The sequence below is a fragment of the Streptomyces sp. NRRL S-455 genome, assembly GCF_000717875.1.
Lineage (GTDB): Bacteria > Actinomycetota > Actinomycetes > Streptomycetales > Streptomycetaceae > Streptomyces.
Genome location: NZ_JOCT01000021.1, coordinates 215,066 through 234,614 on the forward strand (window position 1 = coordinate 215,066; position 19,549 = coordinate 234,614).

17 protein-coding genes, 1 tRNA gene and 1 pseudogene are annotated in these 19,549 nt (G+C 70.5%); 16 read left to right on the forward strand and 3 right to left on the reverse strand.

Annotated features, from left to right (window positions below; all coding sequences use genetic code 11):
• Positions 1–60: 60 nt before the first annotated feature.
• On the reverse strand, positions 61–2,544 hold the full coding sequence (locus tag IE97_RS0126335; protein WP_158708334.1) for an ABC transporter permease: 2,484 nt from the start codon (positions 2,542–2,544) through the stop codon (positions 61–63).
• Positions 2,545–2,781: 237 nt separating this feature from the next.
• Here IE97_RS0126335 and IE97_RS0126340 point away from each other — a divergent pair, with 237 nt between their 5' ends.
• Positions 2,782–3,300, forward strand: a complete 519-nt coding sequence (locus IE97_RS0126340; RefSeq protein WP_030245428.1) for a GNAT family N-acetyltransferase — start codon at positions 2,782–2,784, stop codon at positions 3,298–3,300.
• 304 nt (positions 3,301–3,604) lie between these two features.
• Here the strand turns inward: IE97_RS0126340 and IE97_RS0126345 are convergent, their stop codons facing one another.
• Entirely contained in the window at positions 3,605–4,450 is an 846-nt protein-coding gene (locus IE97_RS0126345) for a DUF4394 domain-containing protein (RefSeq protein ID WP_030245430.1), read from the reverse strand.
• A 365-nt stretch (positions 4,451–4,815) separates the two neighbouring features.
• Between IE97_RS0126345 and IE97_RS0126350 the strand changes: the two genes are divergently transcribed.
• Entirely contained in the window at positions 4,816–6,120 is a 1,305-nt protein-coding gene (locus tag IE97_RS0126350; RefSeq protein WP_199809838.1) for a PucR family transcriptional regulator, read from the forward strand.
• On the opposite strand, the pseudogene IE97_RS0126355 reads toward IE97_RS0126350, so the two are convergent.
• Positions 6,084–6,536: pseudogene (locus tag IE97_RS0126355) on the reverse strand (DNA-binding response regulator); the annotation flags it as partial. The gene IE97_RS0126350 and the pseudogene IE97_RS0126355 overlap by 37 nt on opposite strands.
• Positions 6,537–6,675: 139 nt before the next feature.
• On the opposite strand from IE97_RS0126355, the gene IE97_RS0126360 reads away from it, so the two are divergent.
• The 14 genes from IE97_RS0126360 to IE97_RS0126425 all read left to right on the forward strand — a co-directional run bounded on the left by IE97_RS0126360 (position 6,676) and on the right by IE97_RS0126425 (position 19,467).
• A complete protein-coding gene (locus IE97_RS0126360; RefSeq protein ID WP_030245438.1) occupies positions 6,676–7,053 on the forward strand; it encodes a DUF6223 family protein in 378 nt (125 codons plus the stop codon).
• 129 nt (positions 7,054–7,182) lie between these two features.
• Complete coding sequence (locus IE97_RS0126365) at positions 7,183–8,277, forward strand: alanine racemase (protein WP_030245441.1); 1,095 nt, start codon at positions 7,183–7,185, stop codon at positions 8,275–8,277.
• A 167-nt stretch (positions 8,278–8,444) separates the two neighbouring features.
• Positions 8,445–8,526: transfer RNA gene (locus IE97_RS0126370), tRNA-OTHER, on the forward strand.
• A 69-nt stretch (positions 8,527–8,595) separates the two neighbouring features.
• Complete coding sequence (locus IE97_RS0126375) at positions 8,596–9,273, forward strand: iron-containing redox enzyme family protein (protein WP_030245442.1); 678 nt, start codon at positions 8,596–8,598, stop codon at positions 9,271–9,273.
• Between the two features lie 25 nt (positions 9,274–9,298).
• Positions 9,299–10,627 carry a hypothetical protein gene (locus tag IE97_RS0126380; protein ID WP_030245446.1) on the forward strand — a complete coding sequence of 443 codons (1,329 nt, stop codon included), beginning with the start codon at positions 9,299–9,301 and terminating at the stop codon, positions 10,625–10,627.
• Positions 10,624–11,001, forward strand: coding sequence for a Rieske (2Fe-2S) protein (locus IE97_RS38705; protein ID WP_078603383.1), 378 nt, complete (start codon positions 10,624–10,626; stop codon positions 10,999–11,001). The genes IE97_RS0126380 and IE97_RS38705 overlap by 4 nt, the downstream gene beginning before the upstream one ends.
• Complete coding sequence (locus IE97_RS0126390; protein ID WP_030245451.1) at positions 10,998–11,261, forward strand: 4Fe-4S dicluster domain-containing protein; 264 nt, start codon at positions 10,998–11,000, stop codon at positions 11,259–11,261. Before IE97_RS38705 ends, IE97_RS0126390 begins: the two co-directional genes overlap by 4 nt.
• The gene (locus tag IE97_RS0126395; RefSeq protein WP_158708335.1) at positions 11,245–13,767 is read left to right on the forward strand and encodes a hypothetical protein; all 2,523 of its coding nucleotides are present in this window, start codon (positions 11,245–11,247) and stop codon (positions 13,765–13,767) included. The genes IE97_RS0126390 and IE97_RS0126395 overlap by 17 nt, the downstream gene beginning before the upstream one ends.
• The gene (locus IE97_RS0126400) at positions 13,764–16,160 is read left to right on the forward strand and encodes a class I tRNA ligase family protein (protein WP_030245456.1); all 2,397 of its coding nucleotides are present in this window, start codon (positions 13,764–13,766) and stop codon (positions 16,158–16,160) included. The genes IE97_RS0126395 and IE97_RS0126400 overlap by 4 nt, the downstream gene beginning before the upstream one ends.
• Positions 16,157–16,516 carry an FAD/NAD(P)-binding protein gene (locus IE97_RS0126405; RefSeq protein WP_078603384.1) on the forward strand — a complete coding sequence of 120 codons (360 nt, stop codon included), beginning with the start codon at positions 16,157–16,159 and terminating at the stop codon, positions 16,514–16,516. Before IE97_RS0126400 ends, IE97_RS0126405 begins: the two co-directional genes overlap by 4 nt.
• Complete coding sequence (locus IE97_RS0126410; protein ID WP_234310761.1) at positions 16,516–17,091, forward strand: nitroreductase family protein; 576 nt, start codon at positions 16,516–16,518, stop codon at positions 17,089–17,091. Before IE97_RS0126405 ends, IE97_RS0126410 begins: the two co-directional genes overlap by 1 nt.
• A 10-nt stretch (positions 17,092–17,101) precedes the next feature.
• A complete protein-coding gene (locus IE97_RS42240) occupies positions 17,102–17,557 on the forward strand; it encodes a pyridoxamine 5'-phosphate oxidase family protein (protein ID WP_030245469.1) in 456 nt (151 codons plus the stop codon).
• Positions 17,554–18,828, forward strand: coding sequence for an MFS transporter (locus IE97_RS0126420; RefSeq protein WP_158708336.1), 1,275 nt, complete (start codon positions 17,554–17,556; stop codon positions 18,826–18,828). Before IE97_RS42240 ends, IE97_RS0126420 begins: the two co-directional genes overlap by 4 nt.
• A 192-nt stretch (positions 18,829–19,020) precedes the next feature.
• The gene (locus IE97_RS0126425) at positions 19,021–19,467 is read left to right on the forward strand and encodes a cation:dicarboxylate symporter family transporter (RefSeq protein ID WP_030245476.1); all 447 of its coding nucleotides are present in this window, start codon (positions 19,021–19,023) and stop codon (positions 19,465–19,467) included.
• The last annotated feature ends 82 nt before the right edge of the window (positions 19,468–19,549 follow it).

Consider the following 19,549-nt stretch of genomic DNA (forward strand, 5'->3'; position numbering starts at 1 on the left):
GGGCAGCGGCCCATCGAAGACATGCAGACGGGTGTGAGGCCGCAGGCCACGGCGGAGCGGTCAGGAGACGGCCCTCGCCAGGCCCCCGGGTGTGGCCGCGGCGCTGCGCATGGCCAGACGGCCGGCGACCGTGACCGTGGCGACGGCGACCACGGGCGCGGCGACGGCGAGCGCGCCCAACGGCCCGCCGGCCAAGGCCGGTACCGCCGAACCGGTCACCGCGATACTGAGCGGCACCAGCACCGACGCACAGACCAGAGCAGCCAGCAGCAGCGCGACCGCGCAGGTGAGCACGGCCTCCCAGGCCAGCATCCGCAGTACCTGCGCGGACTGCGCGCCAGCCAGTCGCAGCAGGGCGAACTCCCGTCGGCGGCCCGCCGTCGCCATGCTCAGGGTGTTGACGACCGCGATGGCCGTGAACACATTGATCATGGTCAGCAACAGCAGGACGAAGAGATCGGCCGCCGCACCGGACCCCGCTTCGTCCTCCGTCGCCCGGTCATCGGTCCGCACACCCGGGAAATCCGTCGCCAGCGCCTTCAGCTCCCGCTCGACCGCGCTCGGGTCGGCTCCGGGGGCGGTCCGCACGAGAACGGTGTCGTCCAGTGGGGCGGCCGCGTGCCGGGCCGCGGAGGTGCGGGGCAGCAACGCGGCGGCGAAGTCCTGGTCGCGAGAGTAGACGGCTGCGACGCGGTAGGTGTCCCGACCGCCGTCGTCCCAGTTCACCCGGACCCGGTCGCCGACCGTGACGCCCAGGTCGCGGGCTTCGCCGTCACCGAGCGCCACGGATGTGTCGTCAAGACGGGAGAGCGAGCCCGCGCGGACCTCGAGGTCGAGGAGGTCGGGCACGGCCCCGGCCCGCATCGCGACCAGGTTTCCGCCGATGACCGACGCGTCGTCGTCTTGGCCGGCGTCCGCGCGGCTCAGCTCGCCGTCCAGGGGCAGCAGCCCGGAGGCCGCCGCCACACCGGGGAGCCGGGCGGCCCGCTCCGCGTAGCCCGGCGCGATGCCCGGCCCGGTCGAGGACACGACGTGATCGGCGAGCAGGCGTTCCCGCTCCGCCCGCTGCGCCCCCTGCGACGTCACCAGCGGCACGCAGAGCAGGGTGCCGGTGAGGGAGAGGGCCAGCACCAGCGGTGTCACGGTGGCCGCCAGCCGTCCGTTCTGCCTGAGAAGGTTGCGGACCGCCAGCGCGCCCTCCCTGGGCAGGAACCAGGCCGCAGGAGCCAGGAACAGGGCACCGGCCACCCGGCAGATCAGCGGCGCCAGCAGCGCCATCCCGACCATCAGGACGAGCACCATGCTCTCGGTCGTCCCACCGCCGCCGTCCAGTCGGCCAGTCGTCACCGCGCCCAGACAGCCACCTGCCCCGACGAACACACCCACCCCGAGCAGCACGCGCCGCCGGCCCAGCTTCGGGACCGGAGCGGCAGACTCGCGGAGCACCTCCACGGGCCGCACCCGCGACGCGCGACGCGCGGCGGTGAACGCCGCGAGCTGCGCCACCACCGCGGCCAGCACGGGAGTCGCCCAGGGCGCGACCGGCCCCACGGCCAGGGCGAACGACCCGGGCAGCACCTCCCCCTCCACCAGCACCCGGTGCAGGAGCATCGCCACGCCGATTCCGCCCGGCACGCCGAGCAGCGCGGCCGCCACCGTCACCAGCAGAACCTCGACCGCGATCATCCGGCGGATCTGCCCCTTCGTCGCCGCGACGGCCCGTAGCAGGCCGATCTCGGTCAGCCGCCCAGCGACCGCGAGCGTCAGCGTGCCGGAGACGACGAAACCCGCCACGAACAGGCCCAGCACCCCGAACGTCCCGACGAGGGAGGAGAGCGTGGACGCCGGGGACGGCACGTCCCAGAACTCCGCGTCCGCCCGCCCGGCGCCGGAGGCGACGACCAGCGACCCGGCATCGTCGCCGTACAGCGCCGAGACGGCCTCCTCCACCTGCCGTCGGAGAGCCGCTGTGTCCGCCGACTCCTTCGCCAGTATGCCCATGGCCCGCACCGGCTGCTCCGAGTCCGCGAGCCGCTCCGCCTCGCGGGTGGTGTGGAACACGGCGTACTGGCGGGCCAGTGGCCGGGGCGGATCGGCCACGCCCGAGACCTCATATGGACGCAGTCCTTCCGATCCCTGGAGCCGTACGGTGTCGCCCACCCCGGCGCCGAGGTGCCCGGCCAGGGCACCGTCCAGCACGACCTCGGCGTCGCCGGCGGGGGCGCGGCCCTGCCGCAGGGTGAAGGGACCCAGGACCGCACTCTCCCACGAGTGCCCAAGGAACGGCCCGTCCCAGGGCGCCTCGACCGGCCTGCCCGAGGCGTCCACCGCCGTGGTGGGAAAGGACAGTTCGGGGACGGCCCGCTTGACGGACGGCAACCTCTCCAGCGCCGTACGGAGTTCCTCGGCCCGGGGCATGAACGGCTGCCCGGCGACGACCACGTCCGTCCCCGCGTAACGCTCGGTGGGGGACTTGGCGCGGGTGCTCGATTCCAGCAGCACGGCACACGCCGTCGTCATGGTCAGCGCGAGGACGAGAGCCACGAAACTGGCTGCCCAGCTTGCCCTGCGGCCCGGAAGGGTCCGCCATGCCAGTCGTATCACGGGTGCCTTTCGGAGCGGGCGAGCCTTTCCACACGATGGGCGCTGGAAGCTTATCGTCGCAGGGGTGAGTGAATGTCAGATGCGGTTTGCGAGCAGGGAATTAGGCCGGTCGGACGTCCGGGCCGGTGCCCGCTTCGAACGCGGTCAGCTCGTCGAACTCCCCGGGGCGGTCGCGGCGTGAGCCCCCTCGCGGCCCAGGCCATCAACACCAGCAGGCTGGACCTGCAGCCGCTGCACATCGAGCACGCCGAGGAGATGGCCGCGGTGCTGTCCGATCCGGCCCTGCACACCTTCATCGGCGGCGCTCCGGACACCCCGCAAGCCCTGCGCTCGCGCTACCAGCGCATGACCGCAGGCTCTCCCGATCCGGCCGTGTCCTGGCTGAACTGGGTGATCCGGCTTCGTGACGAGTCCTGCCTGACGGGCACAGTCCAGGCCACGGTCAGCCCCTCCGGCCACGGCCACATCGCCGAGATCGCCTGGCTGGTGGGGACCCCGTGGCAGGGAAGGGGCATCGCCACCGAAGCAGCCAGAGGACTCGTCGCCTGGCTCAGCCGGCAGCCGGTGCACACCGTCATCGCCCACATCCACCCCGGCCATCGGGCATCCACCGCCGTCGCCACCGCCGCGGGGCTCATACCCACCGACGAATGGCACGAAGGCGAGATCCGATGGCACCGGATCATCAGACGTTGACTTCACGGTGCACAGGGACGGAGGTGGCTCGGAACGGCTCCCGCCATGCATCCGACACCTGCCCTGCGGGGGTAGCCGGAGACCGGCAGCTCCACGGCATCGATCAGTGGTTGTCCCCTGATCCGGGCAGGCCCTCGAGGCCGACGGCCCTCGTGGCGTGGTCGAAGCCATGTGACAGGTGTGCTGTCCAGGGCAGCCCGCTCAGGAACGGCCGCGACAGGGTGTGTCCGAAGGGCCACGTTCCGGGCTCGCCGCGGCCCGGGAGCGGTCGGGCCGCGGCGAGGAAGTGACCTGTGGGAGGGGCTCAGCTTCCGGTGAGGGAGATGGCCAGGTCCGTGATGTTCAGGGGGAACTTGGACTTGACGGCGTCGGCCACGAGCGTGGCCTCGCCGGTGAAGAGGTTGATGCTGTAGAGGGAGGGCCTGTTGGCGCCGGAGGCGGTGAGAGCGGCGAAGGCGGCGTTGCTGACCGTCTTGTCGCCCGACAGGGTGCTGAAGATGTCCATGCCCGCGTTGATCTGCGCGTCGATGCCGAGGCTGCCGGTGGCTGCCAGCGTGCCGTTGTTGGCCGGGGACTGGATGACCACCTGGTCGCTGGTCGTGTTGATGTCGAACAGCGTGGTCCCGGTGGCCCCGTTCAGGTCGTTGTTCGTGTAGGCGGCGGCGGAGACACCCTTGGTCGTGCCCTCGATCGGCGGCGTGGTGAGGTTCAGGTCCTGGATCGTCGTGTGGTCGTTGAGGTTGTGCCGCAGGTTCTGGCCGTTGTCGCTGATCACGCGCAGCCGGTCGGCGGCCGGGTTGAAGTCGACGCCGAAGTTCGCGCCGTGCAGCGTGTACTGGAGCTGGGACACCTTGGTGATCACGACGTCCGTGGTGGCCGGCGGGGTCTTGATCGTGTAGATGCCGCCCTTGTTGCCGACGCCGTACATCAGGCCGTTCTGCACCCGGAAGTCGATGCCGATCAGAGCCGTGTCGCCACTGAGCCCGACGACGTCCCTGACCCAGTCGAGCACGTTCGGCCGGTCGGTGGTGAACGTGGCCATCTGGGTGCCGTCACCTGTGATCCCGAACGCGCGCAGGCTGGGAGTGGCGGCGGGAGCGGCCGAGCCACTGCCCGGCGTGCTCAGCATGAGCGCTGTCGACGTGGCCATGACCGCGACCGCCGCCGCGACTCTCTTTCTCGTTCCTGCTTTCATCGGTGTTTCCCTCCCGTTTGAACATGCACCGTTGAGTGGCGCGCGGATGAGAGATTCCCGTACCGATTCCCGCGCTGATCCGGAGCGATGGCCGGAATGATCGCTGTGATGTTCCCCCACGGGCTGGTACGCGCTCCCCATTAAGGCCAGTTCACACCGCCTCCACAAGTGGAACAGTCGATGGGAATGCCCCGATCCAGGGATTTTGCGCACTGTGACAAAGTGCCCCAGACGCGGTGGTCTCCGATGTGCGCAGAGTGATGAACGCCGTCCGGATCTGCCCTGTCGGCTTCTTCGACCGCGATGGCATGCTCCCGCCCATGGGGAGCTTCTTCGCCGAGTTGGCCCGGCAGGCGTCGGCCAACGCGCGCCGGGAGGTCGAGGCGTACGCGCGCGAGATTCCGGAGTTCAGGTTCCTGGACACGAACTCCCGGGCGCGGGCCGAGACGCTGGAGTACGCGTTGTGGCTGCGCCGCCGTACGGTCGAACTGTCCCCGGATAACGGCGAATTGAGCGACGACGACCTCGGCTACATCGCGGCGATCGGAGAGTCGCGGGCCGCGGCGGGGATGTCGCTCGACGCACGGCAGCGGGTCCTGCGACTGCACACCTCGCTCATGCTGCGCGAGATCAACGAAGCGACCGAAGCCCAGCGCGGCGCCGGTGTCGACGAACTCATGCGGATGATGAGCTGGTTCGCCCCGCAGGGAGAACGCGGTATCCGTGCCTACAGTCAGGGATTCGTGACGGCGCTGCGACACCGTCTGCCGTATGCCGAGCAGGCCGCCCTGCTGGCCAGGTCGTTGCTGAACGGAGATCCCATATCGGCGGAACTCGCTTCGGCACTGGGCATGGAACTGCCCGAGCGCTGCGCGGTGACGGTAATCCGGGTGCCGGACCGTCCCGTCGGTGATCTCGACCTGGAAAGGGAGATCGAGGCGCTGGTGAAAACCCACCACGCGCCGATCACGTGGTGCCCGGGCAGTGGAAGCAGGAGCGGTGAGCTGATCGCCCTGATTCCCTTGCATCCCCCCACACCCCAGGCGTCTCCGGGGCCCGGTACAGCCGAGACCGTACAGCCGCACTCCGTACCCGACCTTGCCCCCGACCTCTTGCTGCCCGACCTCGTATCCGATCTCGTACGGGATTTCGTCCAGGCCCTCGGTCGCCCCTGCGCCGCCGGCACCGTCACCTCACCGCTGTCCGAGGTTGCCGACGCCCTCGACCTGGCCCGGCGGATCAGCAGGGCGGCACCGCTGCGACCGGCGTCCGCTCGGCTGCGGCCGCACACCGTGTCGGACGTGTTCGTCGAACTCGCCGTCGCGGACGCGCCGTTCGTCGACGAATGGCTCCACGCCGTGGGCCGGAGCCTGCAGCCCGGTCCGGACCTCCTCGTCACGCTTGACGCGTACTATCACCACGACATGCACCGCGGCGCCACGGCGGCAGCCCTCAACGTCCACCCCCGCACCCTGGACTATCGCCTCCGCCGGGTGCGGGAGCTCACCGGCATCGATCCCGGCTCGACGCGCGGCGTGCGCGTTTTCAGCTCGGTCGTCACCCGGCGCCTGTCGGAAGCGTGGCACGGTCAAGGGTTGCGTGGGGCAACCAGGCCGGCCTCGTAGGCGAAGACCACGAGTTGGGCACGGTCACGGGCCCGGAGCTTGGTCATGGCCCGATTGATGTGGGTTTTCGCGGTCAGCGGGCTGATCACCATGCGGTCGGCGATCTCGTCGTTGGACAGACCCCGCGCGGCAAGGACAACGGCCTCGCGTTCGCGGCCGGTCAGCTCCTCCAGCCCCGCGCCGGCGTCGGTGGGGAACGGCTGGGTGACGTACCGGTTGATCAGCTTGCGCGTGATCGAGGGCGCGAGCAGGGCATCGCCTCGAGCGGCGACGCGTACGGCGTGCAGGAAGTCCTCCGGCACCACGTCCTTGATCAGGAAACCGGCGGCGCCGGCGCGCAGGGCGTCGAAGACGTACTCGTCCAGGCCGTAGTTGGTCAGGATGACCACGTGCACCCCGGCCAGGGCTGGGTCCGCGATGCGCGCATGAACCACCGGCAGCAGCGTGAACTGTCCGCGTCCGCCGGACGACTGGCGGCGGGGCCGACGGACATGCTGGGCCGACATCGAGTCGCACTGAGGCGACATCGAATCGCAGGAGCCGAGGAGGCCTCTCGTGGCAGTTCCATCCGTGCTTGCCGTACCGGCAGCCGCACACATCGCGGTCCAGTCGGCTGCCACCACCGGCCTGACCTCCGGGCGACTGGTGGGCACCACGGCCGCTGTCGTGGCACTGGCCGGCGTGGTCATCGGCGCACTGGCTCTGGCCCGCTCCACCGATCGTCCCGGCATCGGCAAGAGGCGAAACAGGGCCCTCACGGCCCTGGCGGCGGGACTGGTCGGCCTGGCCATGGGCGTAGTGAACCTGGCCGTCGCCGACGGTGGCCCCGGCACCGGCAACGGAGTGATCGCCGGCGTCATGGCCCTGGCACTGGGGCTGATCGGCACGGCTCTCGGCGGCCTGGCACTGACCCGCGCTCGGCGTACCGGCTGACGGAGACGGATACGGGCACGCGTTCGCGCCCGCCCGAAGGCCCATCAGGCGCCGCCGAATACAGCGCTGCCGCCTCGTTTCGCCGACCTGCCATGATCACCGCGACATCTTCGTGGTGGGAGGCAAGAGATGGCGATACCGCTGCCTGAGGGGCTGGCTACGCCTGCACTCGTGGTCGATCCGGAGGTTCTGGACAGAAACATCTCGCGGATGGCTGAGGCTTCGCAGTCTCAAGGGTTCGACCTTCGTCCGCACGCCAAGGCCCACAAGTGTGCGCAGATCGCGGGCCGTCAGCTGCGGGCCGGTGCGCGTGGGCTGTCGGTGGCCACGATCAGCGAAGCCGAGGAATTCGCCGGGGCAGGCGTCGATGACCTGTTCATCGCTTACCCGGTGTGGCTCGATGCCGGCAAGGCGCAGCGGCTGCGCCGGTTGGCGGACGAGGTGGCCCTGAGGGTCGGCGTCGAATCAGCCGAAGGAGCGCAGCGGCTGGGTAAGGCCGTGCGCGGCAGCGCCCGGCGCGTCGAGGTTCTCGTCGAGGTCGACAGCGGCAGTCGTCGCACCGGAGTACAGCCTGCCGCTGTTGGTGAGGTCGGGAAGGCAGCTGTCGACGCGGGCCTGGATGTCGTCGGGGTGTTTACGTTCCCGGGACACGGCTACGGTCACGACGCGCAGGCGCGCGAGCGCGCCGCACGGGATGAGGACCGCACGCTGGGTGAGGCCGCAGGGGCGCTGCGGGATCTTGGGCTCGACGTCCCTGTGGTCAGCGGCGGGTCGACTCCGACGGTGGGGCAGTGGCAGCCGGGCGTGGTCAACGAACTGCGGCCCGGCGTCTACGTCTTCAACGACGCCACCCAGTTGGCCATCGGCACCTGTGAGGTGGAAGATCTGGCGCTGCACGCTGCGGCGACGGTGATCAGCGTTCCCGCCCCGGACCGCTTTGTGCTGGACGTCGGGAGCAAGGTCCTCGGCTCCGACCGGTCATCCTGGGTGACGGGGCACGGCTACCTGCCCCAGTTCCCGCAGGGATCCATTACCGGGCTGTGGGAGCACCACGCTGTCGTCCGGCTTCCGGAAGGGGTGCGGGGGCCACGCCTCGGGTCGGTGGTCGCTGTCGTCCCCAACCACATCTGCACGCCGGTGAACCTCGCCGATGAGCTGCTGGTCGTCCAGGATCGTCAGGTGGTCGACCGCTGGCAGGTAACGGCGCGAGGCGCCAATACCTGAGCCCGTCACCGCCACCACCGCCGCCCATCGCCCGAGGGATGTTCCGCTGCCCAATCCGCATGACAGGCAAAAGGGGCATAGACGGCGTCCACGGAGTAGCCGAACGGCTACTCCCCTCGGCCACTGGCAGTGCGCCGGATCCGCGTTAAGTTGTTTCCGCAATTCGGGCCGAGGTGGCGGAAAGGAATACGCGCCTGCGTTTGCGGGTGGACCTTCAGGTCTTTGGGGGTTCGAGTCCCTCACTCGGCACTGGCCAGTTACCGGACGCCGGTCTGTGCCGTGCCCTTTTCGATACTGGTTTCCATGCTAGGAGGGCAAGTGACTACGGAATTCACCAGCGACATCATCGTCGGTGAGCTTTCGGACACGGTCGACCGAGAACTGGACAACAGTACTTTCTGGCGGGCTTTCACCCGAGGCGAGCTCCCCCTGGAGCATGTTCGCGACGTCTTTCTCCAGTACTACCTGTGGCGCAACACCTTCCACCGCTGGTTCGGCGTGTGCATCGCCAAGAGCCCGGCCTTCGGCAGCGGGCGGCAGACCGAGTACATCCTCCAGGAGCTGAGCGAGCACATCGAGGAGGAGGTCTCCGGCGACCATCACGGCCTGGCCGTCCAGTTCCTGAAGGTCCTGGGTGTGGACAACCCTCGCGACGTTCTCCCGCTGCCGCACACCACGGCGTACGAGAACCACTTCGCGGAGCTCTACATGACCCCCGAGCGCAGCGGTGACGAGGCCCTCGCGGCGCTGGCCGGCCGGGAGCTGGTGGCGCCCAAGCGTAATCGGCTCACCATCGACGCGTTTCAGGAGAAGTACGGCATCAGTGACTCCCTGGAGTTCTTCCACCTCCACGAGGAACTGGAGGTGGAGCACTTCCGCGGCCTGTGGGGAGCGGTTGCCACGCAGTCCGAGAAGGACCGCAGGCTGGTCGAGGCGGCCAAGGATCAGATAGTCCGCCACGTACGGTTCTGGGACGACGTGCACGCGGCCGTCTGAGGGGGCCGAAGAAGGGAAGGCTGCCATGTCCGTACCCGTTATCGACTCCTCCGCCTCGCTGTCCGCAGATGATGCCGTCCGGCGCTGGTCCGAGCTCGGCACGGAGAAAAGGGAAGAGCTACTGGAGAAACTGCAGGAGCAGGTCGTCATTCCGCGACCGCTGCAGTTCTTCGTCGGTGATCTGTCCGTCGACAACGACAAAGCCGTGGAGATCATCGGCGAATGCCGGGGAAAACCGGTCGCGGACTGGACCGACGAGGCTCTGATCCTCGTCACCACCCTCTGGCTGTGGCAGGTCGGCAAGGTGGCCGTCAGTGAACTGAACCAGGCCGACCTGAGCTTCAGCCTGCTGGAGGAGTACTTCACCGCCAAGCGCCGTGGCTACCACCGTATCCTCGGCCGCCCGGAGACACCGCCGGCCGAGACCGAGTCCCTGTTCGACATCGCGGAGTCGCTGGTCGGGCTGCGCAAGGACATCGAGCGGCACCACATCCGCTGCATGCGGATCAACGGGGCCACCTGGGAACGCCGGGAGTGGTTCCTGCCCAAGGCGGACATCGACCCGGACGAGCTCCCGGAGGACCTCCAGGAGCACCTCGAGGCACACACCGGGCACCGGCTGCCCCCCGGTGACGGACACGTCGCGCGGTTCACCGGCCTGACCGAGCAGGTCATCGAGAGCGGCACCAACCCCGCGGAGATCCTCGTCGCACTCGCGACGTACGCGCTGACCCTGCCGCAGTTGGACGCCGACTACTCGATCATCACCTGCGCGCGGGGGAACAAACTGGAGACGCCCGAGGACATCGCCATGAGCGACGTCATGTCGTACACGGCGGTGCGTTCGGACTTCGACCCCGCCGCGCGGGGCGTACGGCTGAAGAACGACCAGATCATGAACGCGATCAGCCAGCGCATGCGCTACAACGTCGTCTGCCGGGTGCGCAATTACAGCTCCGACCGCGAGCAGCGCATGCAGGCACAGGCGTTCCAGCACCCCGACATCGCGGTGATGGAGGACGCCCATCACAACGGGCACCGCGCCAACGGCGTGCGTTTCGTGACCCGGGCCCCGCTGGTCTTCGACGTCGATCTGCCGGGCGGCACCCGCAGGCTCAAGGGCCTCGCGGACTTCCGCATCAACCGGGCCACCCACGACGAGGCCCGCCAGTTCACCCCCGCGGAGCTGGCCGTGGTCATCCGGATCAGCTGGTGGATGAAGGTCGTCACGGAGACCACGTGGCGCCACGGCCTGATGTTCGACGAGAAGTACTGCGTGAAGCTGGACACCTACGAGGACAAGGACGGCGGCAAACTCGCACGTCGCCGAGCCATACTGGGAGAGGGCCGATGACGCATCCCGTGAACTCCGCCGTCGCTCCCCCCGTGCAGGTCCCGTCCGTCACGCTCAAGCTCGACGACATCCCCGAGCGCACACCGCACCCGGTCACCATCGGGCGCCGGGCGCTGCTGCTGTTCCGGTACGGGGACTGGGTGTACGCGACGGCAGCCCGCTGCACCCACCAGGGTGTCGAGCTGGCCGACGGCGAGCTGTCGGGCTCCCTGTTGCGCTGCCCCTGGCACGGCGTGAAGTTCGACGTCCGCACCGGCGCCCGCGTGAACCAGCCCAACTGCCGCGACCTGCGGACGTTCCGGACCGAGGTCGAGAACGACCAGGTCACCGTCTACGACCAGGCCATCAGCGTGCCGAAGGGGGCAACGTCATGACCTACGTCATCACCCAGCCCTGCGAAGGAGTCAAGGACGGCGCGTGCATCGACGCGTGCCCGGTGGACTGCATCGAGGGCACCCCCGACACTCCGATGCTCTACATCGACCCGGAGGTGTGCGTGGACTGCGCCGCCTGCACCTCCGTCTGTCCCGTGGACGCGATCTACCCCGAGGACGAGGTGCCGGAGGAGTGGACGTCGTACATCAAGACCAATGCCGACTACTTCGGTCGGAGCGCCGATGACGATGACGAGTGACAACAGCGGCACCGCGGTTCTGGTGCTCACCGAATCGCTGGACGACTACGGGCCGATGGTGGCCCTGGCGATTCGGCGTCCGGACCTCGCCCTGACACCGATCCTGCGGGAGCCGGCGTCCTCGCTGCCGGATCCCGGTCCGGCCGTCACCATGCACGAGTTCCTGCGCGACGCCGCCCCGGAGACGGTCGAGCTGTGGCGGCACTTCCAGGTGCTGTGGCACCGCTGGGCGGCCCCGCTGGACTCCTTCCACCCGGTCCGCTGGTATCTGACCGCCGTCACCGCCGGCACGCACCGGGCGGTGCACCGCAGCGTCGACGCGCAGTTGCAGCAACTCGGCAGAGTCCGTGAGGAGCGGCTGGCCGCGATGGCACGGCTGCTCGGCGGGGACACCCCGGACGCGGGCGAGGGAGCCGTCCTCGGCTGGGGCACCCCCGAGTGGTCGCTGCCGGGCATGCTGCTCGCCGCGCGCACAGGACGCCCGTATCTGTGGGAGCCGACCGCCGTAGAGGCCGTCCGGGCCGCCGGGCAGTGGTCCGGTCCGCTCACCCTGTCCTTCCCGCACGACGAGGTGACGGTCGAGCAGATCGCCCAGCTCGCCACCAGTCGGTCCTGGACGGCACGCGGGCGCCTCGCGGACGGTCTGGCCCTCGCCACCCGCCCCGTCGGCTTCCTCACCGCCACCTCCGTCGAGGTCCTCAGTTCGGTGGTGGGCCGTCAGCTGACGCTGGAGCTGCCGCTGACCGCGACCACCACCTCCGTGTTCACCGGGCTGGACACCGATCCCGAGGTCGGCCCGGACTCCTTCCTACTCAACCGCGAGCGGTCCGCGGTCGGCTACCTCGAAGCCATGGGCGGCGTCAACGCGCTGTTCCTGTCCGGGCACAGCCGCGAGGACCTGTTCCACCTCGGGCCCGACGCGCTGTGCGGCCGGTCGGCGCAGAACCCGACGTTCGCCCCGGGAAGTCGGCTTCCCGCCTGTGTGCACGACGGCCGCTGCGTCAAGGACGGCGAGGTCCTGCCGGCCCACGCCCTGACCGCACCGGTCGCCTTCTTCAACAGCTGCAACGTGATGCGGCTGGGCGGCGACGGCGCGTTCGACCCCCACTTCACCCTGCCGTTCACCTACCAGGAGGGCTCCGGCGTCGCCGCGGTCGGCAGCAGGCGCACCCGCTTCGGCGACGACAACGTCGAACTTGCCCTGGCCGAACGGCTGATGCGTACCGGCCGGAGCGTGGGGGAGGTGGTCCGGCTGCTCAACAACGCCATTCCCCTGTGGGGACGCGAGGCCCCCGACTACCTGGTCCTCGGCGACCAGCAGTTCACGCCGTTCGCCTCGGGAGCCGACCGCGCCCAGGTGGTCACCCGCGCGACGGACGGGCAGGCCGTAGAGGTGCTGTTCACCGAGGTGGAGTCCGAACTGCTGGAGTTGCGCCTGCCGAGCCCCGGCCCCGACCCCTCAGTGCGCGTCCTCGACGCCGTCGGCCCGGACGGGCAGCCGTGCGACATCGACCTGCGCACCGCGATCGCGCTGGAGGAGGACGGCAGCGCCCGGCTCTTCGTCTTCTCCTGGCAGACGCTCCGGCTGAACTCGCTCTCCCTGCGCGTCGAACCCGTCCGTCCGCACCAGGACCTGGTCCAGGACCTCGGCCGGGTGCTGACGAACGCGACCGCCTACCGTCGACTGCTGCGCACCTATCTGCCGGGGTTCGACAACACCGAGCAGGAACTGCGGGCACGGGCGACCGCCCTGACCCGGCGCCGCGCGGAGAGCCGTACCGTGCCCCGAGCACTGCGGGAGGCGGACGCGGCCGCCGACGATCTGCGTTCGACGGTCGCCCGGCTGGACGAGGCGCTGTGCGACCATCTCCTCGGCCGCATCGGCTCCGGCGCGTTCGTCTGGCTCGAGCAGTTCGAGTCCGTGGACGGCACCTTCCAGGTATCGCGGCACCTGCCGCCCACCGTCTGTCCGTACTGCCGGGCGCGCGTCGTCCTGCGGGAGTACCGGCACGACTACCACCCGCAGGTCGCCCGGGAGTTCGCCCTGTGCAGCACGTGCGGCAACGTGTGGGACGTCGCGGGCGGGGTCCACCCCCCGATCGCGCTCGGAGAGGACACCGCCCGGCGTGGCGGCGAGCACGCGCAGGGCGTGCTGATCACCAACAACCAGGACCGTCCGCTGCGCGGCGCGGTCGGGTTGCGCCTGTACCAGTCGGACCAGCACGGAGTGAGCGTCACCCCCGGCGCGCAGGTGGTGGAGGTGCCGCCCCGGTCGAGCCGCGAGTACTGGTTCATGCTGAAACTGCCCGACGGGCTGCCGGCGCACATGGAGTTCCTGCGCGGGTTCTTCGTGTCCAACCTCGATGTCTCCGTCTTCCAGCGGAACCTGTGGATCAAGCCGACGCAGGACGACGCCGACCGGCCGCGACAGACACGGCCTTCGGTCACCGTCTGGCCGCCGACCGGCACCGTGCTCAGCGAGGTCATGACCAGGCGGCGTCCGTGACGTCCGTCGAGCGGCGCTGGGTGGTCCCGATGCCCCCGCCGAACGTCACCGGCACGCTGCACCTCGGCCACGCCCTGACGCTGTCGGTGCAGGACGCCCTGGTCCGCTCTGCCCGGCTCGACGGCACGGACGTGCTGTACGTGCCGGGCACCGACCACGCGGGGCTCGGCACCTACGCGGCGGTGCGCCGGGACGAGACCTTCCGGCCGGACCTGCCGGTGGCCGAGCGGACACGGGCCTGGGCCGACCACTACCGCAAGGTCATCGTCGGTCAGTTCCACGCCCTGGGCCTCGACTGCGACTGGGACACGGAACTGCACACGCTGTCCCCGGCGTACCGGGAGCTCGTCGACGGGACCTTCGTCCGACTGGCCGAGGCAGGGCTGCTGCACCGCTCGGCGCGGGTCATGCCGTGGTGCCCCTCCTGCCGCAGCACCGTCCCGGACGTGGAGCACTCGGTGGGCACCGAGCGGGTCCCGCTGGCGCTGCTGGCCGTGCGACCGCACGGCAGACCGCTGGTGGTGGAGCTCGCGGCGGCCGAGGAACTGTGGGGCGCGGTGGCGCTAGCCGTCCCCGAGGGGCACCCGGCGGCCGGCGGTACGGCTGTGCTGCCGGCCACCGGCCGGGAACTGCCCGTACTGGCGGCCGCGACCGGCGCACCGCGTCCGGTCGTACCCGCGCACCGGCAGCAGGACCTGGAACTCGCCGAGGCCCATGGACTGCCGTGGACCGGGATACTCGACGCCGACGGCCGCTCGCTGGTTCCGGACCTGCCCGGACTGTCAAGGCAGGAGCTGCGCCGCGCGACGGTCGAGCGGTTCGGTCTGCGCACCGTCACACGCCAGTGCGCCGTCGAGCGCTGCGGGGTGTGCGGCAGCGAGCTGATGGCCCGGCTCCACCACCAGTGGTATCTGCGGCTGGCCCCGCTCATGGCCCCGGTGCGCACCGCACTGGACAACGGTGACCTGGTGATCCGACCGAGCAGTGTCGAGCGCGAGGCGCGGCACTGGCTGGACTCCGCGCGCGACTGGTGCATCAGCCGCCAGATCCGCTGGGGCCAGCCGATTCCGGCGGTCGTCTGCGGTGACTGCGCCTACTGGACGCTGCCTCCCGCCGGGTCCGGGAGCTGCCCCGACTGCGGTGGCGCCCTGCGGGCCGAGACCGATGTGTTCGACACCTGGTTCAACTCGGCGCACTGGCCGATCGCCGTCTCCGGCTGGCCGGCCGCCACCGCGCGGAGCCGGTATCCGGCCGCCGTGATGACGTCCGGCCGCGACATCCTGTTCTTCTGGTTCATCCGGCTGCTGGCCATCGGAACCTTCGTGACCGGCTCTCCGCCCACCCGCGAGTGCTGGCTGCACGGCCTCGTCGTGGACGAGCACGGTCAGAAGATGAGCAAGAGCCGCGGCAACGGCGTCACCCTGGACGACGCTCTCGCCGAGCACGGCCGCGACGTGCTACGGGCGGCACTGCTCTCCGCCTGCCGTGACGCCGAGGACATCAGGATCCGCCAGGACATCTTCACGCAGCAGGCGGTTGTCCGCCGCCGCGCCGCCGACCTGGCCGAACTCGTCGTGCGCACACCCGAGTCGGCTTCTCGGCCCACCGCCGCGGACGAGCTGGAGCACTACGCCCGGCACGCCGCTCGGTCCACCCGGGCGGCCGTCCGCCGGCATCTGCGGGAGCGGCACTTCGACCGTGCCGTCGAGGCCGTCACCGCGTTCGGCACGCGTGTCCTGGGACGCTACGCAACCGTGCGCGCCAAGGCCGACGGCGCCGGCGTCACCCCGCAGCTGCTGCTCGACCTCGCCGCCGTGTACGAGCCGTTCATGCCCGACACGGCGGCCGGGCTGCGCAAGGCGGCGGCCACCCGCTCGGCCGCGGACTGGCTGCCCGACGAGCAGCTGGTCGCAGCGGTCCGGGCCGTCCTGGCGACGGTGGAGGAGGCGGAGCGGCTGCGCGGCGTGGCAGGCATCCCGGCCGGCGTCCCGGTGACCGTCGAGAGCACCGACACGGCGGTGGCCCGGCTGCTCGCGACGCGCTGGTTCGGGCACCTCAGCGAGGTGGCCCTGGTCCCGGGTCCGCCGCCGGACGGTGCCTTCGCGGTGAGGGTTCCCGGAGCCCCGGGACTGCGCCTGTGGCTGCCCGCCGCGCTGAGCGCCCCGGTCCGCGACGACGTACGGCGCAGGCTGCGCAAGCTCGCCCGGGAACGGCGGCGACTGGCCCGCCGGCTCGACCAGGTGCGCCACGGCCTCACGTCCGGCGTGTCGCGCGAGCGACTGGCCGGCCGGCTGGCCCGGGCCGAGGAGGCCACCCACGAGCTGCGCGGCGTCATGGCGGCGGTGGCCGGCCGGCCGCGACCCGGCGGCCGGGGAGGACGGACGGGCGGATGAAGGTCTGCGTAGTAGGCGCAGGCCCGCGTGGCCTCTCGGTGGTGGAGCGGATCCGCGCGAACGTCCGGCGGTCGGCCGAGCCCCTCGCGTGCACGGTCCACCTGGTCGGCCCCGCCGCGCCCGGCGCGGGACGGGTGTGGCGCACCGACCGGGCGCGGCAGCCGCTGATGAACCCGGTGGCCTCGCAGGTCACCACGTTCACCGACTCCGGCGTGACCATGCGGGGGCCGGTGGAACCGGGCCCGGAGGCCACCCTGGCCGAGCCCCACAGCCTGGGCCCGGACTCCCGCCCCACGCGTGCCTGCTCCGGCGACCGCGTCCTCGACCGCTACGCGAAAGGAACGCAATGGACGTGATGACCGCTGTGCTCACCCGTCGCAGCGAGCATCGGCTGATCGAGCCGTCCCCCACCATGGAGGAGCTGACCTACCTGCTCAAGGCGGCGTCATGCGCCGCCGACCACGGCCGGTTGCGCCCGTGGCGATGGCTGCTGGTCAGTGGTGACGACCGGCGGGCGCTGGGCGAGGTGATGGCCGAGTGCAACGGCAAGAGCGTCGCGTCGATGGTCGCCAAGACACACCGTGCCCCGCTCCTCGCCGGGCTGATCCTCTCCCCGGACACCCGCTCCCACGTGCCCGAGTGGGAACAACTGGCCGCCGCCACCGGCATGGTGACGTCGCTGATGCTGCTGCTGCACGCGCGTGGCTTCGGCAGCATCTGGCGGACGGGCGAGCAGGCCGACGCAGCGCCGATGCGGCGGTTTCTGTCCGTGGACGAACACGAGCGCGCTCTGGGCTGGTTGTATATGGGAACACCGGTCCGCGACGGATCCGTGGCGAGGCGCCGGCAGCCTCTGGACGTCGGCTCACGGCTGCAGGTCTTCTCGGCGCCGAACGACGTGGAACCGCAACTGGTCTCGGCACGGAGGTAGTTCGACAGAGATGCTGGACGACGACATGCGCCGCCTGGTCGGGGCACAGGGGCTGGGCTTCGTCGCCACGGTCCGCCCGGACGGCACCCCGAACCTGTCTCCCAAGGGAACGACCGAGGTGTGGGACGACGAGCACCTGGTCTTCCTGGATCTGCACTCGCCGGGCACGGTCGCCAACCTCGCCGCGAACCCGGCGGTGGAGATCAATGTCGTGGACCCGGTCCGCCGCAAGGGCTACCGCTTCCGCGGGGTGGGTCAGGTGTTCACGGAAGGGGAGACGTACGACCGGATCGTGCGGCGCTTCGCGCGGGAGCGGGGCACCGACCCGGCGCGTGTCAACTCCGCCGTTCTGGTCCGCGTGCTGAAGGCCGACCCGCTCGTGTCGCCGGCGTACGAAGGCGGTGCCACGGAGGAGGAGATCGCCGCGCGCTGGCGTGCCCGGCTGCTCTCCGGGGAGTCCGAGTGAGCGCACAACCGGCGGACGGGCCGGCGTTACCGTCCACGGCGCCCCCCGAGGAGCGCGATCGCCGGCTGAATCGCGCGATACGCCCCTTGCTGGTCCAGTACGTCCTCGCCTTCACCGGGTATCTGTCGCTCACCCCGGTCCTGGCCGTCCTCGTCAGGGACGGCTGGCACCAGTCCGGCCTGGTCGTCGGGCTGGCGCTGATGGTGTTCAGCTGCTCCTCCCGTGCCGGCTCGATCGTGCTGAGCCCGTGGATCGAGGGCAGGTCGGGCGTCAGGGTGCTGCTTCTGGCCAACCTGGTGTCCGGCAGCTGTTTCCTCACCATGTCGGTCGCCCACTCCGTGCTGCCGCTCATCGTGCTGCTCGCGGCGGGCGGCACCGGGGTGAGCCTCAACGGCCTGGTCGTACGGTCGGTCGTCGCGGAGTGGACCAGCGGCTCCCCGGCTCAGGTCACGGCCTTCGCGAAGCTGAATGTCATGCTGAACCTCGCGGCGGCGGTCGGACCGCTCATCGGCACCGCCGCGCTGGACACCGACGCCCCCTGGCGGCTGATGGTCGTGATCGCCGCCGGGTACTACGCAGCGGCCCTGTCGATGCTGTTCGCCGTGCGCAAGGAGGGCAAGGGCTTCGAGCGGGGCGGCAAGCGCTTCTCCTTCCGGCAGTACTGGACGGCGCTGCGCTCGTCGCCGTACCTGCGCCATGTGGTGCTGGTGTCCACCGTCGGGTGGGTGCTCTACGCGCAGATGTACTCGGCGCTGCCGCTGTACCTGTTCGCCACGACGGGCTCAAAGCTCCAGGTGGCCACGTACTTCACCATGAGCGCGATCATCATCGTGGTGCTCCAGATCCCCGCTTCCAAGGGGGTGGCACGGCTCATGGAGGCCCACCGTGTCGCGCTGACCACGGTGATCGGCACCGGCATGGGATGCTTCGCGGCGGCCTTCGCGGTGCTCGCCCTGTCGGGGGGCAACCCGGTCGCCACGTACGCGGCGGTGGCGACGTTCACGCTCGGCGAGATCCTGTTCGCGCCGTCCGTGGACACGGCGTTCGCGAAGTCGCGGGACACGTCGACCGGCAGCTTCGTCGCCGTCTACACCGGCAAGCAGTTCACCCTCGCCACGGGAGAGGGGCTGGGCATGCTCCTCGGCGGCGGCTTCTTCGAGTACGTGCGGGGCGTCTTCTCGCCCACCGTGTACTGGGCGGCCTTCGCCGCGGCCGGCGCCGTGGCCGCGGCCGGGACGGTGCTACGGCGCGTCCGGCCGCCGTCCGTCTGACGGGCTCGCCCGTGCCCGTCGTCGCTCACCCCGGGCGGACCCCATAATTCACGACAGTCCTTGTTGTACTGCTCATTCACTTGTGTCTCTTCTGTAACACCGCCCTCGGCCACTGCGAGGAAAGTTTTTACGAAGATCTCACGTCCCGGTACGCCGGACCGAACACAGAGATGACAGAGCGCACTTACGTTGGTGGCCCTGCGCTGGGACGAGGAGAACTCGGTGAGCACTCAGAGGATGGCGCGCCAACGGCCCTTCCATCGGAGCCTCGCGTTCTGGGTCCTGCTGGCACTGGGGCTCGGCGCCCTGTTCGGGGCGGTATTGCGCGAGGACGGGGCACGCTTACGCGGACTGCCCGACCTGTTCCTTTCCGTCATGACGATGTTCATAGCGCCGATCGTGTTCACCACGGTGGTCGGCGCGATCGCCGTGCTCGGCGATTTCCGGCGCTTCGGCCGCGTGTCGGCCCGCGTTCCTCTTCTTCGAGGTCTCCACCACCCTCGCCCCGGTCATCGGCCTGCCGGGCCTGGTGTCATCGCCGGATGGGCCGGGCACCTGGACGGTGATCGCCTGCGCCACACGTTCGCGGCCTCACTCACGGTGGATCCCGACCGCCCCGAGGACGTACCTCCGTCGTGAAGAGCGGGATCTCCCGCTGGGGCCCTTTCGCCCCGCCGCGGCACCGGGCCCGCACAGACCCGGTGGCCCTCAAACATGTCAC